Annotated in this window: 13 protein-coding genes; 6 read left to right on the top strand and 7 right to left on the bottom strand. The window is 65.6% G+C overall.

Annotation, left to right across the window (positions count from 1 at the left end; translation table 11 throughout):
- Positions 1–66: 66 nt before the first annotated feature.
- Positions 67–759 (bottom strand): FHA domain-containing protein, encoded by a 693-nt coding sequence (locus F812_RS0101805; protein WP_020084244.1) that lies wholly within the window; start codon positions 757–759, stop codon positions 67–69.
- A 119-nt stretch (positions 760–878) separates the two neighbouring features.
- Positions 879–1,610 carry an FHA domain-containing protein gene (locus F812_RS0101800; protein ID WP_020084243.1) on the bottom strand — a complete coding sequence of 244 codons (732 nt, stop codon included), beginning with the start codon at positions 1,608–1,610 and terminating at the stop codon, positions 879–881.
- A gap of 341 nt (positions 1,611–1,951) precedes the next feature.
- Here F812_RS0101800 and F812_RS0101795 point away from each other — a divergent pair, with 341 nt between their 5' ends.
- Entirely contained in the window at positions 1,952–4,354 is a 2,403-nt protein-coding gene (locus tag F812_RS0101795) for a WD40 repeat domain-containing serine/threonine protein kinase (RefSeq protein WP_026867770.1), read from the top strand.
- Between the two features lie 89 nt (positions 4,355–4,443).
- On the opposite strand, the gene F812_RS25160 is transcribed toward F812_RS0101795, so the two are convergent.
- Complete coding sequence (locus F812_RS25160) at positions 4,444–5,001, bottom strand: tetratricopeptide repeat protein (RefSeq protein WP_020084242.1); 558 nt, start codon at positions 4,999–5,001, stop codon at positions 4,444–4,446.
- A 68-nt stretch (positions 5,002–5,069) separates the two neighbouring features.
- Positions 5,070–5,618 carry a tetratricopeptide repeat protein gene (locus F812_RS22180; RefSeq protein ID WP_020084241.1) on the bottom strand — a complete coding sequence of 183 codons (549 nt, stop codon included), beginning with the start codon at positions 5,616–5,618 and terminating at the stop codon, positions 5,070–5,072.
- A gap of 228 nt (positions 5,619–5,846) precedes the next feature.
- On the opposite strand from F812_RS22180, the gene F812_RS25155 reads away from it, so the two are divergent.
- On the top strand, positions 5,847–7,214 hold the full coding sequence (locus F812_RS25155) for a thermonuclease family protein (protein ID WP_020084240.1): 1,368 nt from the start codon (positions 5,847–5,849) through the stop codon (positions 7,212–7,214).
- A 288-nt stretch (positions 7,215–7,502) separates the two neighbouring features.
- On the opposite strand, the gene F812_RS0101775 is transcribed toward F812_RS25155, so the two are convergent.
- On the bottom strand, positions 7,503–8,897 hold the full coding sequence (locus F812_RS0101775; protein ID WP_020084239.1) for an FAD-binding oxidoreductase: 1,395 nt from the start codon (positions 8,895–8,897) through the stop codon (positions 7,503–7,505).
- A gap of 203 nt (positions 8,898–9,100) precedes the next feature.
- Between F812_RS0101775 and F812_RS0101770 the strand changes: the two genes are divergently transcribed.
- The 3 genes from F812_RS0101770 to mutL all read left to right on the top strand — a co-directional run bounded on the left by F812_RS0101770 (position 9,101) and on the right by mutL (position 13,697).
- Positions 9,101–10,309 carry a hypothetical protein gene (locus F812_RS0101770; protein ID WP_020665344.1) on the top strand — a complete coding sequence of 403 codons (1,209 nt, stop codon included), beginning with the start codon at positions 9,101–9,103 and terminating at the stop codon, positions 10,307–10,309.
- A gap of 168 nt (positions 10,310–10,477) precedes the next feature.
- Positions 10,478–11,722, top strand: a complete 1,245-nt coding sequence (locus F812_RS0101765) for a hypothetical protein (protein WP_020084237.1) — start codon at positions 10,478–10,480, stop codon at positions 11,720–11,722.
- A 151-nt stretch (positions 11,723–11,873) separates the two neighbouring features.
- On the top strand, positions 11,874–13,697 hold the full coding sequence (gene mutL, locus F812_RS0101760; protein ID WP_020084236.1) for a DNA mismatch repair endonuclease MutL: 1,824 nt from the start codon (positions 11,874–11,876) through the stop codon (positions 13,695–13,697).
- Between the two features lie 163 nt (positions 13,698–13,860).
- Here mutL and rsmD read toward each other — a convergent pair whose 3' ends face one another.
- Both rsmD and F812_RS27245 read right to left on the bottom strand, forming a co-directional pair.
- Positions 13,861–14,430, bottom strand: a complete 570-nt coding sequence (gene rsmD / locus F812_RS0101755; RefSeq protein WP_020084235.1) for a 16S rRNA (guanine(966)-N(2))-methyltransferase RsmD — start codon at positions 14,428–14,430, stop codon at positions 13,861–13,863.
- The gene (locus F812_RS27245) at positions 14,430–15,578 is read right to left on the bottom strand and encodes a pseudouridine synthase (protein WP_020084234.1); all 1,149 of its coding nucleotides are present in this window, start codon (positions 15,576–15,578) and stop codon (positions 14,430–14,432) included. Before F812_RS27245 ends, rsmD begins: the two co-directional genes overlap by 1 nt.
- A 64-nt stretch (positions 15,579–15,642) precedes the next feature.
- Between F812_RS27245 and F812_RS0101745 the strand changes: the two genes are divergently transcribed.
- Positions 15,643–16,080 (top strand): nucleoside deaminase, encoded by a 438-nt coding sequence (locus F812_RS0101745; protein WP_156827225.1) that lies wholly within the window; start codon positions 15,643–15,645, stop codon positions 16,078–16,080.
- The last annotated feature ends 2 nt before the right edge of the window (positions 16,081–16,082 follow it).

Raw genomic sequence — 16,082 nt, 5'->3', positions numbered from 1 at the left:
GCCAGACATGACAAGTATTTAAGCCGTGTCGCCACGGCCCGTCGTCAAAGTCGTGAAAGCTTGTGCTCAACTCTGCTCCTGCAGCGCCGACCAGTCGAAGTCCGCCCCGCAGAACGGCACGAACACGAGTTGCGTCCGCCCCATCGTGATCACGTCCATCTGCGCGAGCTCGACCGCACCCGTAGGCCGCTTCTCGTTCACGGAAACGACATTGGTCTTCGCGAGGTTCGGCACGAACAGGAACGAGCGCTCCGCCGAATCGTAGCGGATATAGGCCTGCTCCTCGGACGAGATCGCGTCGTCACCGAAATCGATCGGAATGCGGTTGCTGCTCGCGCGGCCGAGAGAGTTGTTGCCTTCGAAGATCGGGCGGAACTGTCCGATGCCGGGCCCGCCCACGACGACCAGCCATCCCACCACCGGATCGTGCTCGAACGCGCCGCGCGTCACCTGCATCTTGCCGCGCACGAGCGTCGTGCGCTGAGGCGCATCCTGAGACGGCTTGCCGACCGCACGCACCACGCGCGTCGTCGGCGGCGAATCGGTCTCCACATGACGGCTCTCCACCGTCACCCGCGGCGTGCGCGCTTCACGCGCCGCTTCCGCGGCACTCGGCGTTGCTGCCTCGCCGCGCGGCGGAGGAAGCTGGACGGCCGCATCCGGCCCCGGCACGGCAACCGTCGCACCCTCGCTCGCCTGGGCCGCGGCCAGCTTTACCGCCGCCTCCTGCCGCCCGGTATCCTCCCGGCTGGCAGCCACCAGCGCATCCTTGAGCGACCCAAGAAAACGGCCCGAACGTTGACCTTGTGGCCCACCAGCGTTCCCAGACATGCTGCTTCGTCCTCCTCCTGATCCTGTGTTCTCTAAGCTCGCCAGTCTTAGCTCGCCGGAGCGGCCGAAAATTTCAGCCGCGCGTTGCCGAGCTCGATGACGTCGCCGCTGCCGAGCCGCGCCTCCGCCACCGCGCGTCCATTGACCACCACGCCGTTTCCGCCCGCGCTCGAAAGGTCGGTAATCACGAACTCCGCATCTTCGGTACGATGAATGGCAGCATGATAGCGATGCACCGTCATGTCCTCGAGGCAGATGTCGTTGTCGGTTTCACGGCCGATCCGGAGCAGAGTGCGCCGAAGTCCGTAACGCTGCTGAGTGGCGGATGGTGCCACCTCGCCGGCATTGACGATCTCGATCCACGCTTCCAGCGGACGCAATGGAATATGCCCCGTCCTCACGCCTTCACGAGGCTCGGCCGCCGCTTCGCGCGAAACACGGCGCACCTGCGTCTGAAGCTGCGACACCTCGAGCGATGCCGCTTCGCGTTTCCGAACCAGCAACCCGATCAGCGCCAACGGCGGCACCGCAATCAGCGCCACGAGGCCGAGCACCAGCGCGGGCGCCTGCGCATAGCTAGCAGCGATCCAATCTGTGAAAGCCGCCCACGAGTCGAAGGCCGAGCTGGCATTTGCAAAACCGCTCCCGCCCGGCGCGGCTTCCGGATTGGCACACGCGGACGTGCCGAGCCCGGCGAGCGCAAGTCCGCCGGCCACAATCAGGATCGTCGGCGCCCAACCACGGCGGAGCCTGACGGGTTCGCGTTTCGAAGGTTGCATGGGATATGCTCAGGCCCGAATCTGCCTCAAGTCTTCGTTGCGCTCTGCGGCAGCAACATGGCCGGACGGCGGCTCCCGCGCAAAATGGCACAACATTGGAGCGCCAAGCGCACGCCTCCGCCACATTCCTGCTTCACAAGGGGCAACGGAGGTGATTTGCACACGACGTGCTTTTCCGCGAGGAGCACAATTTGAAGAGTGGCCCGCCGAGAAAGATGGGTATTGATTGCCCCCTGCCGGATGAGCGCCCACCAAGATGCTAGACTGTTGGAGCGATTCAACAAAATTCGAGCCACAGGCCTCGAACACGCGTCCCGAGCCAACGCAGAGCCCGAGAGCTGATGACCAATCTGATTGCGCTAAAGAGCGGCACGGAGCTTGTCGGTGATTACCGCATCGAGCGCGTGCTTGGCGCGGGCGGCTTCGGGATCACCTATCTCGCCGAGGAGGTCGCGCTCGACCGCAACGTCACCATCAAAGAATACTTCCCGTCGGACTTCGCCGCCCGCTCCTCCACCGCGGATGCCGGTCCCCGCTCGCAGGACTGCGCCGGCGACTATCGCTGGGGGCTCGACCGCTTCATTGAGGAAGCCCAGACGCTCGCCAAGTTCTCGCACCCCAACATCGTGCGCGTGTATCGCTATTTCAAAGCGAACAACACAGCCTACATGGTGCTTCACTTCGAGGAGGGTCAAAGCCTCAAGTCGTGGCTCAAGGGTCTCGGCCGCGCGCCCCGCCAGAAGGAGCTAGACGCCATCATCGCGCCGCTCCTCGATGCACTCGAGCTCATTCACAAGCAGGATTTCCTGCATCGCGACATCGCGCCCGACAACATCATCATCCGCAAGGACGGCTCGCCCGTTCTGATCGATTTCGGCTCGGCGCGCGGAGAGATCGCCGCGCACTCGAAAACCGTCTCCGCACTCGTGAAGCCGGGCTACTCGCCCTATGAGCAGTACGCCGAGACGAGCCGCCAGCAGGGCCCCTGGACCGACATCTACGCACTCGGCGCCACGCTCTATCATGCGGTCACCGGCAAGCGGCCGTCCGATAGCCCCTCGCGCATGGTCAAGGACGAGCTGACGCCCGCGCGCGACGCGGCACTGTCGGCCTACCGCGCGGGCTTCCTCAAGGCCATCGATCACGCACTCGCCCTCCAGACGGAAGCTCGCCCGCAATCGATCGCGGCCTGGCGCGGCGCGCTGCTCGCGCCCGAGCCCGCGAAGCCGAGCTGGTTTGCAAAAGCCCCGGCTGCAAAGCCGGCAGATGCTCAGGAGGAGGCCGCTCCCCCTGCCAAGCCTGCGAAATCTCCTGCCGCCGCGGCGACACCGCCGCAACCCGATGCGCCGGGTCCCAAGGGCGGCATGCTCGATTTCCTCGACGGGCTGAAGAAGAAACCCGCAGCAGAGAAAGAGAAAAAAGAGAAGGTGGCTCCTGCCAAGGCGGAGCCTGCCGCCGCCGCAGCGCCAGCCGCGGCAGCGGGCGGCACCAAGAAACTGTCTCAGCCGCCCGAGCCCATCAAGCTCCCGCGCATCCTGCGCAAGAAGGACCCCGGCACCGCCATCATCGTCAAGGAGCCGAAGGCGGAGGCCAAGGAGAAAGATAAGGACAAGGAAAAGCGCAAACCCGCGAGCCGCCCTCGCCCGATCCGCGCGCGGCAAGGCGTGGGATGGCGCCCCATCCTGTTCAAGCTTCTCGTCGGCGTCGGCGTCGCGAGTGGCGCCGTCGCCATGCAGGATCGCTTTCCGCAATTCGAAAGCCGCGGCAGCGGCGAGACCACGGCTGGCGTCTCGACGGGATCGTCCATTCGCACCGCGTCCTTGCAGGAAGCCCCCGTCATTCGCCCCGTCGCCGAGCTGAGCGGACACGTTGGGCCGGTGACCGCCGTGGCATTCTCCAATGACGGCTCGGCCATCGCCACCGTCGGCGCGGACGCTCGCCTCAAGATCTGGAACCCAAGCTCCGGCATGCTCATCCGTACGATTGAGCTCGACAATGGCCCGGCGACCGCATTCGCCTTGTTCGGCACACACGCCCTAACGGGCCATGGCAGCGGCGAAATCGTGCTGTGGGATTGGCAGCGCGCCGAGAAGCTCGGCTCCTTCAAGCGCAACGAGGCCGAGATCTGGTCCGTGGTCTTTGCCGGCCGCGCGGACCGCTTCGCAGCCTCTAGCCACGACTGGAAAGTCACGCTCTGGGATACCGCGACGCCCGGCGGCCCAGTGCAGGTGATCGACGCCCACGCCAGCGCGGCGCAAGCCGTCGCCTACGCCACCACCGACAAAGGTCCGCGCCTCGCCTCGGGCGGCGCCGACAAAACCGTCAAGCTCTGGAACCTCGATACCCTCGATCGCATCCGCACCTATCGCGGCCACCAGGATTTCATCACCGCACTGGCCTTCCGGCCGGACGGCAAGGCGATCGCCTCGGCCAGTCTCGATGGCAGTATCCGTCTCTGGTCCACCAGCTCCGGCCGCTCCCAGCGCCGCCTATACGGCCATCGCGGCCGCGTAGGCTCGCTCTCGTTCTCGCCCGACGGCGCAAATCTCGCGTCGAGCGGCGCCGACGGGCAGCTTCGCATCTGGGATGTCTCACGCGGGCGCACCATCCGCACCATCACCGGCCATACCGGCGCGATCAACGCCGTCACCTACTCGCCGGACGGATCACGCCTCGCCTCCGCAGGCGCGGATGGCATCGTGCGCCTCTGGGCAAACCCGCTTCTGCGGCCCGCCACCAACTGACCGGCCGCCAGTCCGAAAAAGAAAAGAGCGTGGCCTCATGTGCGAGAACACGCTCTTTATCTGTTGCCTTTGGCCGGATCGCTAGACGATCAGCCCCGCGCTGCGCGCTCGTAGTCGGCGATATGTCCCTCGAGATCCACGTAAGCTGGGCACGTAGCCCCGCAACGGCGCTCGATCTCAGAAAGCTGCACACGAGCCTGCTCCGGCTGGTGCTTGGTGAGGAACGCCTCACCGAGATAGGCGCGCGCAACCGTGTAGTTCGGGTTGACCTCGAGGGCCTTCTGGTAGATCGGCATCGCCTCGTCGACATGGCCGAGCTTACGCGTCGCGAAGCCGATGTAGGTCAGAACCCGCTCGTCCTTCTTCTGGGCAAGAGTGAGATAGCCGAGCGCCTGCTCGTACTGTCCGTTCTTCGCCAGCCAGTAGCCGGCATAGAACAGCTCGTCGTCCGCCATCTTGGCGCTCGCTTGCCCAACGCAGGCCGTCCATGCAGCCGTTCCCTTGGCCAGCGCATCGCACGCCGCACTCGTGGGTCCCACATCCTTGGAAACCCGCTGTCCCTCAGCCAGCAGCGGAGACGCGCAAAGCGCGGCACCGAGAGCCGAGACACCGAGAAGCCGAACGGTTCTGGACGCAAGTCTGATCATCAAAGTCCCCCTTGGGAAGCGAGATGCCCGCCCCCGCTAGTCTCAATCAAAATCTGTGCGAGGTTCGCTCACCCGCGCTGCGGATGCGTCGCTTCGAACGCCACGATCTGCCGCTTGAGCTCCGTGAACGCCACGCAGCCTTGGCCGCACCGGCGCTCGATCTCACCAAGCTGCTCGGTCGCATGGGCGAGGTCACCCTTGGCCAGGAACGCCTCTCCCATGTACTCGCGCGCCTGAACATAATCGGGTTCGATCTCGAGTGCACGCGCGTAGTAGGGCAGAGCGCCGTCCACATCTCCCATCTTCCGCGTGGCGAAGCCTATCGCGTTGAGAAGGCGCGGATTTTCGCGATCTTGGACCGTACCGAGAAGAGCCAGAGACTCCGCCAGCCGCCCCGTATGCGCCAGCCAGTAGGCCCCGTTGATGACGGCATCGTCGGAGACGTTGTGCGGCTTGCAGGCAGGCTTCTTCTTGTTGACTGGCTTCGTGCAATCGATACGCGGCTTGGCGGGACCGTCGTCGTCGATGGCCAGAACCGGGGTAGCGGCCGCGAAAAAGGCCGTGACACCGGCTGCCGCAACGAGCTGACCAACCAAGCGCAAACCAACCGGCTTCATGAGATTTCTCCAGTTGCAGCAAACGACAAATCCAATTGGCGGGAATTTTATCCCTCGTCCGCGCTCAAGTCCATGTGGCGCCGGCTGGGGATTTTGAGCTTTTTGTGTCGTTCGGACAAAGCCCTGCCATCATTGGGGGACATGGGTCCGGCAGGAAGCGTGGCGCCCGCGTGTAAGCTGGCCCCTTCCCCATCGAAACATCACGGAAAGACGGCACGAGGATAGAGCGTGTTCTGGTGGCGAAAACGCAATGAAGGCTTCGAATGGCGCGACTACGTCCGCACCACCATCCTCGTGCGCCGTGAGCAGCGCCGCCAGCGCTTGAAGGACGTGCAGTCGGCAGCCGCCGCCCACGTGAAGGAGGCCGGCAAGCGCGGGCTCGACGCCAGCGTATCCGGCGTTCGCAGCGCCAGCACCGGCGCCTGGTCACACTTCAAGTCGCTTTCGGTTGCATCAGCCTCCTTTCTGGGACGGGCGAGCCTAGCCACAGGCTCCGCTTTGGCCGCCACGGCCAAGGGACTGGGGGCAGGCACGGCCACGCTGGCCCGGCGCGCAGGAGAGCCGCTTGGACCGATCCTCGAACCGCTTCTGTCTGTCGTCCGCGCTCCCAAGATCAATCTCGCGCTCAGGATTGCGGCCGCTCTCACAGTGCTCGGCACCGCGTATCGCACCTGGACATTCGGCTTCGATGGCGACGCCCTCGTCGCAGCCGTCATCGCAAGCGTTCTCGCTCTCCTCCTTGTGCTGGCCCACCTGACCGGTCCCGGCCGCGACCGCCGGTCTGGAGATCGGGAAGGCCTGCTGGCCAAGCTGCGCAACTACGAGGTCGTGTTTCCCGGAGATACGCGCGTATCCGTCACGACGGCAGGCCTCGCGCTGCTCGGCATCGTCTCCATCGCAGCGGCGGGCAGCGCTGCTCTTTATTATGCGGCGCCAAGCCAGATAGCAGGCGTCGTATCCGCGCCGTCCACGACAGGCGCCCTCCCCGACACGGATGCAGTAAAACTCGAAGGCCGAGCCATCGCCATCTCGGGAGATACGCTGCGTGTCGCCGGCACGCTCATCACCCTCGACGGGATCGAGGCCCCCGAGACCGGCCAATCCTGCCAGCGCAAGAGCGGCAAGTGGCGCTGCGGCGTAGCTGCCAAGGATGCCCTCGCCAACCTGGTGCGCGGCCGGCGTATCTCCTGCGAGCTGTTGAGCGACGGCGAAACTGGCAAGAAGGCCCGCTGCTACACGCGCGGCAAGGACATCGCCCGGCAGCTTGTGCGGGAAGGCAGCGTGTTCGCCACCGGAGGCTTCCTGAGCCGCTACGCCAGTGTCGAAAGCGAAGCCCAGACGGACAAGGTGGGGCTGTGGGCTGGAGACATCGAGCGCCCGCAGGACTACCGCGACAAACGCTGGGAGGAAGCAACACGATCCGCACCCGAAGGTTGCCCCATCAAGGGCCGCATCCGCTCGGGCGCACGCACTTACCTGCTCCCGTGGCAACCTTCCTACGACAGCGTGAAGCTGAGCACCGCAAAGGGCGAGCGCTGGTTCTGCTCGGAGAACGAAGCAAAGGCCGCTGGCTGGAGACGCGCCGCCCCATCATGAAGGGCGAGCGACGCGAGAGCCGCCACGATCCCACGACGACCTTCCAGAAAATGGAAAGCCCGCGACCGGGGGGGAGGTCGCGGGCTGAAGAACTGTGACGCCCCTAGGGGGGGATAGGTGGGACGGCGCCACGTTCGCAATTTTTATTTCACCCCAAATGAAACGACTTTGCAAGCTGCTGCGAAAACGACCGGAGATATTGCTTAAGATTTAGGCTAATAACTCCAAAGAACTGTATTTTAAAAATATACAGTATTTTCAACTAGATGAATGCCAGGGCACCCGCGCTCAATTCCCTAATCCGTCTCCTAACATCTTACAAGGATTTAATATTTGAAACGGATCGAGGGCGCTCTTGATTGCTCTCATCGTTTCTACGGCGGGTGCACCAAGTTCCCGGGCGAGATACGCCATCTTTCCCTGCCCGACCCCATGCTCACCGGTGCAGGTCCCTCCCATGTCGAGCGCTCGCATCACCAGCCGGTCGAGAAACGCGCGTACCCGAGCAAGCTCCGCGGTGCTCTCCACGTCCACGACCGGCAGCACGTGGAAATTCCCATCGCCCACATGTCCCACGATGGGAGCGGTCAATCCCGAGGCCTCGATGTCGGCAACCGTCTCCAAGACACAGCGCGCCAGCTCTGAAACGGGCACGCACACATCGCTCGCGATCACCGATTTGCCCGGCCACATGGTCTTGACCGCCCAGAACGCATCATGCCGCGCGCGCCAGAGCGTTCTCCGCCCTTCCTCGCCGTCCGCCCAATCGCAAGCCATGGCTCCGTTGCGAAGCGCGATCTCGCGAAAGTCTCGAAGCTGCTCCTCCGTGGCGGCCTCTCCGCCCGCGATCTCGACGAACAGATGCGGCTGCTCCGGCAACGAGAGCTTGGAATGAAAATTAACGGCGCGGATCTGAAGCGCATCCAGAAGCTCCACGCGGGCGAGTCCCAGGCCGCATTCGGTCGCCTCGATCGTCGCATCGCACGCCCCGCCGAGCGACGAGAACGGGCAGGCCATGGCGATGATACGCGCGGGGATGGGATTGAGCTTAAGGGTAAGCTCGGTGATGATGCCGAGCGTGCCCTCCGAGCCGATCAGAAGCCGCGTCAGATCCAGCCCTGCTGCCGACTTGCGCGCCCGTCCTCCCGTCACGACCACATCCCCGTTGGCCATCACCGCCTTAAGGGAAAGAACGTTGTCCCGCATCGTCCCATACCGCATGGCGTTGGTGCCGGATGCCCGGGTGGCAGCCATGCCCCCGAGCGTCGCATCCGCCGCCCCCGGATCGACGGAGAAGAAGAGACCAAGATCGCGGATATGCGCGTTCAATGAGGGGCGGGTAACACCGGCCTCCACCACGCAATCGAGATCGCTCGGCGAAACCGAGAGGATCCGCGTCATGCGGCTGAGATCGACCGAGATGCCTCCCCGCGGAGCATTCACCTGCCCTTCGAGCGAGGTTCCCGCCCCGAACGGAACCAGCGGCACGCGATGGCCCGCAGCCACCCGCACGATCTGAACCACCTCCTCAGTCGTGAGGGGCCACACCACCGCGTCCGGCGGCTCGGCCGCGATCCAGGTCAGCGTGTTGGCATGAGCACGGCGAACCGCCTCGCCCGTCTGCACACGCTCCCCGAACAGCGCCGCGAACTCCGCGATGGCCGCCCCCGGATCGATCCGCATCGCTCGAAAGTCTCCCATCAACGCGCACCGGGCTGAATGCCCCCGACCATAGGCGAGTTCGCCCGCCGATCCCACTAGTCCGGCATGTTGACCGCCGCCTAGGCCGTGAGCGGACGAGCAGAATACCGCCCGCTTCTTTTTCGGCGCTTTCTTGCGTAACACTGGCCACGCCAAAGCTTGGCATGTCCATAACGGAGACCATCATGTTCCGCAGGCTGGGAGTTGCCGTATTCGCCTTGATGGCGGCCGGCGCTCTGTCCGTCGCCGAAGCCGAAGATCGCCTCGTCCTCATCGGCACGCAAACCGTGGATCTCAGCGGGAGCGGCGTATCCATCGACGTCAGCGAGGCGCCGGGCGCGTTTCGCGGCATCCGCATTCGCGCCAAGACGGGGACGGCGAACATCGATCGCGTGCAGATCGTCTACCGCGACGGTACCGTCCACAACGAGACGCGTCCCATCGTGCTTTCAAAAGGCGAGCGCACCCGGCCGATCAACGACACATCGGGCGATGGCTTCATCGACACTGTCAACATCGTGAACTCGCCCGGCAGCGGCAAGGCGGTGATCGAGGTACTCGGCATCCAGACCGCCGAGGGCGCGAAAAAGCAACGCTCCGCGCCCTCCACCGGCGACGTGACCGACGCCAAATCCGGCACCCTGCCGGACAACTCCGTCCCGGGCACCGTCAAGGACGGCCGCGACGTCATGTTCGGATACCAGAACGTCGGCTTCGGCATCGACCGTGACGTGATCAAGGTCGGCGGCGACCTCGGCAAGTTCACGCGCATCCGCTTGCGCGTGATCGGCAACGACGTCCACGTCAACGCGCTCAGGGTGGTGTTCGTCGACGGGCAGGAGCAGAACCTCGCCGTCGACGCCGACCTCAAAGCCAACACGCGCTCCAAATGGTTCGAAATCGACGGCAGCAGGTTCATTCGTGAAATCCAGTTGACCTACCGTTCGCATCCGAATTTCCGCGGGCAAGCCCGCATCGAGGTGACGGGCGAATATGCAAAGGGCTGGCTCGATCCTGCGGGCGAAGGGCGCAACTATCGCCAAGGCTGGGTGCTGCTCGGCGCCCAGACGGCGGGCTTCACCGGCTTCGACCGCGACGTGATCACCGTCGGCGAGAACGAGGGCGGCTTCACGCGCCTCCGCATCGAGGCCGTGGACCGCGCCATCACGCTGAAGGAAATCCGCGTGAAATACGCGAGCGGCCCAGACGAGGTTTTCACGATGCGCGAGCGCGTGGACCCCGGCAAGCCCTACGGCCCGCTGGAGTTCAAAGGCGGCAAAGCGCCGATTAAATCCATCGAGGCCAGCTACCGGTCGCGCTTCGACCTCGCCAAGGGTCTCCGCAGCGCGCTCGACGGACGTCCGGCCGTGGTCCAGATCTGGGGTCAGCACTGACCGCCGGGCTGCGTAGCTCGCTGGCAAACCGGTAGAACGAAATGAGGCAGGGCTCATCCGAGTCCTGTCTTTTTTTGGGCTCCGTCGGCCCTTACTCTCCGAAGCGTCGAAAGCGTCCCGGCCAGGCGCACTTCGATGAAGACAATAGGCCTAACAGGGGAATACGCCGTGGCGCGTAACCACATCTCGCTCGCACTTGCCTCAGCTGCATTCGTATCGGCTCTGGCCGGCAGCTTCGCATCCGTCGCCCAGGCGGCAGACGCACAGATCCGCCTTGCTCAGTTCCGCGAGCGCGACCGGGGCGGCCCGCCCTCCCGCGAGCGTCCGCCGGAAATCATAGGCGAAGCGCGCATAAACAATCGGATGGCCAACGTCGTCTTCCGCATCGACCCGCGCCAGTCACACGTCTCCGAAATCGCGATCCGCTCAGGCAACCTGCCGGTCCTCCTCGAAGACGCCGAGATCGAATACGCCGACGGGACGCGCCAGAGATCGCCGATCCTGAACCGCGTCGCGCCCGGCCAGCAGAGCAAACCCATCGCCGTCGATCCGCGCCGCGCCGTGCGACAGATCTCTGTCACCAAGCGCCCCGGCCTCAGGCCCGGCGAGACGATCCTGCAAGTGATTGGCAAGGTCGAAGGCGGTCCGCCGCATGGTCCCGGCCCCGGTCCTGGCGCAGACGGCCCGCGTCCGGGGCAATGGGGCGGCATCGGCGGAAACATCCCGCCCGGCTGGGTGCTTTTCGGCGTGCAGGACGTAACGTTCCGCGGCGAGCGCGACGTCATCCGCGTGGGAGAGCAGTTCGGCCGCTTCGAGCGGCTCGCGCTCCGCGTCTCCGACAACGACATCTTCCTGCGCGAACTGACCGTGGTTTATGGAAACGGCGAGCGCGACCGCAAGGTCATCGAGACCGCCATCCCCGCCGGCAGCCAGACCCGGCCGATCGATCTGCGAGGCGACCGCTTCATCCGCGAGATCGAGCTGGTCTACAGGGCAGCCCCCAATCGCCGCGGCCCCGCCGTGGTCGAGATCTACGGCGACATCGCCAACGCCTGGATCGGCGACCGCGATCGCCCCGGCCGCAACGGCGGCTGGCTGATGCTCGGCGCCGAGCGCGTCTCCATGTTCTCGAAGGAGCGCGACGCCATCCGCGTCGATCCCCGCGTCGGCCGCATCAAGGCGATCCGCTTCGCCGCGCGCCGGTCGGACGTCACGTTCTACAGCGCCCGCATCGTCTACGAGAACGGCGAGGCCGAGAACCTGCCATTCGCCCGCAAGCTCAAGGACGGCGAATTCACCACGCCCATCGACCTCAAGGGCCGCGGCCGGCGGGTCGACCGAATCGAGCTGAAATACCGCTCGAAGCTTGGCCTCAAAGGCGAAGGCATCGTCGAGGTCTGGGGCCTGAACTGAGGAAAACGAACTTACGAACGAAGAAGGGGCGGAAACGCATGAAGTTTCCGCCCCCTTTTTATGCCGTCTGCCTGCGGCTATCCTGAGGAACACGGTATCGAGTCGGCGCCGCCGCCTACCATTCGCTCCCACCGCAGGTTCCGATCTCACGATGGCCATTCGCCAGCTCAGCCCAGAAACCGTCAACCGCATCGCCGCAGGCGAGGTGGTCGAACGGCCTGCGAGCGTCGTCAAAGAGCTGGTCGAGAACGCCCTCGACGCGGGCGCGACGGAGATCGAGGTGGTCACCGTCTCGGGAGGGCTGTCGCTGATCCGCGTGACAGACGACGGCATCGGAATGGACGCCCGCGACTTGGCCCTCTGCGTCGAGCGCCACGCGACCTCGAAGCTCGACGGGGACGATCTGCTGGCCATTCACACCCTGGGATTTCGCGGCGAGGCCCTGCCCTCCATCGGCGCCATCGCCCATCTCTCCATCGCCTCCCGGCCACGCGGTGCACGCGATGCGCTGGAGATCGCCGTGGACCGTGGCGCCAAGCAACCGCTGAAGCCTGCAGCCCTCAATCCGGGAACGCGCATCGAGGTACGCGACCTCTTTTCCGCTACCCCAGCGCGGCTCAAGTTCCTGAAATCGGAACGCTCCGAAAATCTGGCCGTTTCCGAAGCCGTAAAGCGTCTCGCGATGGCGCATCCCAACGTCGGCTTCTCCCTCACCATGGGAGAGCGCACGGGCTTGCGCCTCCCTCGCACGGACGCGACGTCCGAAGGTATGCTGCAGCGCCTCGGCCGCATCATGGGACGCGAGTTCATGGACGATGCCGTGCCCGTATCGGGTGAGCGCGACGGCATCGGCGTGAGAGGCTTCGCTGGCCTTCCGACGTTGCATCGTCCCGACGCATCCCAACAGTTCCTCTTCGTCAACGGCCGCCCGGTGCGCGACAAGCTCGTTCTCGGCGCCGTGCGTGTCGCCTACGGCGATCTCGTTCCCAAGGGGCGCCATCCCCTGCTTGCACTCTTCGTCGACCTGCCGCCGACGGAAGTGGACGTCAACGTACATCCCGCAAAGGTAGAGGTCCGCTTCCGCGACGGCGCAACCGTGCGCAGCCTTCTCATTGGCGCCCTGCGTCATGCACTCGAAAACGCGGGCTTCCGGGCCAGCGCGCAGGGTGGCGCGCGAACACTCGAAACGCTCGCGCGCACACCGGCCGCCACACCGCAGCAGTACCGCCACTACGACCCCGCGCCGTCGTCCTTCCGCTTCGAAGCACCCGCCCAAAGCGGAGGCTTCGCGGAAGAGCGGCAAGCGGCCTTCCAGGCGCCCTTCGAAGCGTTCGACACGCCGAGCGCCGACAGCAATGCGCACGACGAAGCGTCCGTTGTTCCCGGCAATGAGCACCGTCCCCTTGGCGCGGCCCGCGCGCAGCTTCACGAAACCTACATCGTCGCGCAGACGGAGACCTCCGTCGTCATCGTCGATCAGCACGCCGCACACGAGCGTCTCGTCTACGAGCGCCTGAAACGTGCCCTTGCCAATGGCGGTGTCGCGCGCCAAGCCCTCCTCATCCCCGCCGTCGTCGAAGTGGGCGACGACGAAGCGCTCGCCCTCGATGAGAAGGCCGAAGAGCTCGCGGAGCTCGGCCTCGTGCTCGAGAAGTTCGGCCCTGCCGCCGTCGCCGTGCGTGAGGTTCCGGCCCTCCTCGGCACCTCGTCAGTAGATGGACTCGTGAAGGATCTCGCCGCCGAGCTGCTGAACGAAGGCACCGCCGCGCCCTTGCGCGAACGCCTCGAAGCCATTGCCTCGCGCATGGCGTGCCACGGCAGCGTGCGCGCCGGCCGCCGCCTCACCGCAGCCGAGATGAACGCGCTCCTGCGCGAGATGGAAGCGACGCCTTTCTCCGGCCAGTGCAATCACGGACGCCCCACCTATGTCGAGCTGAAGCTCTCCGACATCGAGCGTCTCTTCGGCCGCAAGTGACACCCACTTGATACGTGTCTGGATACCGGCCTCCGCCGGTATGACGTTCGTTATGCTGAAGCCGCTCGCCACAAACTGATGCCACCCCGGCGAAGGCCGGGGTCCAGACACAGCTCAGTAAGAACGAAGCGGAAAGCCGACCAGAGCGCCACGGAAGCAAACCTCATCCGCCGGATCCGTTGAAGCCACCAAACACCACCTGCGTGTCGCCCCAGGTGCGCCGGTCGAGCTCGGTGAACCCGTCGGGCAGCACCGCCTCGCTGTTGGCCCGTTCCTCCATCACGACGACCGCGCCGGGTGTCAGCCACTTCCCGTCGCGCAGTGCGACGAGCGCCTTCTCACCGAGGCCCTTGCCGTAGGGCGGATCGAGAAACGCAAGCCCGTAGGGTTCCATGTTTCCGGCCGGACCGAGATCCGTGGCATCGCGGCGGAAGATACGTGTCGCGCCCGTGAGCCCCATCGCCTCCACGTTGGTCCGGATCAACGCCCTCGCCTCCGGGGCCTCTTCCACGAACAGGCAATACGCAGCCCCACGCGAAACCGCCTCGATGCCGAGCGCGCCAGTCCCAGCGAAGAGATCGATGACACGCACGCCTGCGAGCGTGAAATCTGGCACGCCATGCAGGAGGATGTTGAACACCGCCTCACGCACCCGGTCGGATGTGGGCCGGAGCCCGTCGTGCTGAGGCGTCGCCAGCGCGCGCCCCCTGAAAGTCCCGCCGACGACCCGCATCACGCGTCCTCGTGCTCGCCTTTGGATTTCGGATGCGGCCGCTGCGGACCCTTCTTCTTGGCGGGCTTGTCCTCGCTCGCATCCACCAGTCCGAACTCCGCCGCGATTTGCGGCCCGAGCTGGTCGGCAAGCACGCGCCGCCGCACCACCTCTGCCTCGCCCGGCTTCAGGTCCAGAAGCTGGAACGGCCCGAACGACACGCGGATCAGCCGGTTGACGTCGAGCCCGAGGCTCGAAAGCACCTTGCGCACCTCACGGTTCTTGCCTTCGCGAATGCCGACCGTCAGCCACATGTTGGCGCCCTGCATCGTGTCGAGCGTCGCCTCCACCGGCCCGTAGCGCACGCCGTCGATCTCCACGCCCTCCTTCAGCTTGTCGAGATCGACCTGCGTGACGCGCCCCTTCGCACGCACGCGATAGCGCCGGAGCCACCCTGTCGCCGGCAGCTCGAGATGGCGCGCAAGCTCGCCGTCGTTGGTGAGCAGGATGAGGCCCTCGGTATTGAAGTCGAGACGCCCCACTGAGATCACGCGCGGCAATCCGGGCGGTAGGTTGTCGAATACCGTGGGCCGCCCCTGCGGATCGTTGTGCGTAGTGACCACACCCTTCGGTTTGTTGTAGCGCCAGAGCTGTGAAGGCTCCGCGAGGGGCAGAGGCTGCCCGTCCACCAGCACGCGATCCTTGGGCCGCACCTCCACCGCTGGCGTTTTCAGCACCTGCCCGTTGAGGCTAACCCGCCCGTCCGCGATCCAGCGCTCCGCTTCTCGCCGCGAGCAGAGCCCAGCCCGCGCCATCGCCTTCGCAATGCGCATGGGCTCTGAGACCGAAGGAACACGCTGCTGCGGAGCGCCCTTCTTGCCGCCGCCAGGACGCGGCCCCGGCTTGCGGACGCGAAAACTGGTAGCCGGCGACGGCTTCTCTCTCCGGTCCGGACGCTCCCCCTCGCTCCCGCGCTTTTCCCCCTGCTCGCCAGTCCTTGCACGGAACTTGGCCGCAAACGGCTTCTTCTTGCCGCCCTGGCCGTCGCGCCGCTCCTCCCGACCGCCACGGCCTCCCGAGGCGGAGGTGCTGGAACGATCGCGATGTCGCGAACCGCCGTCTTGCGGCTTGCCCCGCGGCGGGCGATGACCGAATGATGACTTGCGCATGGACGTCAGGCTCTGGATTCGAATGGAAGACGACCTTATGGCACCCCCGGCCCGCCTCGGCCACATGGAACTCGCGCTCGCGGAGGCCCAAGCCGCCGCGGCGCGGGGAGAGGTTCCCGTCGGCGCCGTCCTGACGGATCAGAGCGGCGCTGTCGTCGCCACCTCGGGCAATCGCACGCGCGAGCTGTCTGATCCCTCGGCGCACGCGGAAATGCTGGTCATTCGCGAAGCCGCCGCCAGGCTCGGCAGCGAGCGGCTCATCGGCCACGATCTCTACGTCACGCTCGAACCGTGCCCCATGTGCGCGGCTGTGATTTCCTTCGCGCGCATCCGCCGCCTCTACTATGCCGCGCCCGATCCCAAGGGCGGCGGCGTGGAGCATGGGGCCCGCGTGTTCAGCCACGCCACCTGCCATCATCGGCCGGAGCTTTATCCTGGTCTTGGCGAGACAGAGGCCGCCGCGCTTCTGAAGACGTTCTTCGCCTCGCGCCGCGCGGACTAGAA

The organism is Hyphomicrobium zavarzinii ATCC 27496, from assembly GCF_000383415.1.
Taxonomy (GTDB): domain Bacteria; phylum Pseudomonadota; class Alphaproteobacteria; order Rhizobiales; family Hyphomicrobiaceae; genus Hyphomicrobium_C; species Hyphomicrobium_C zavarzinii.
The sequence above is the reverse complement of the archived record's forward strand: the minus strand, read 5'-3'. Positions and strand labels throughout refer to the sequence as shown.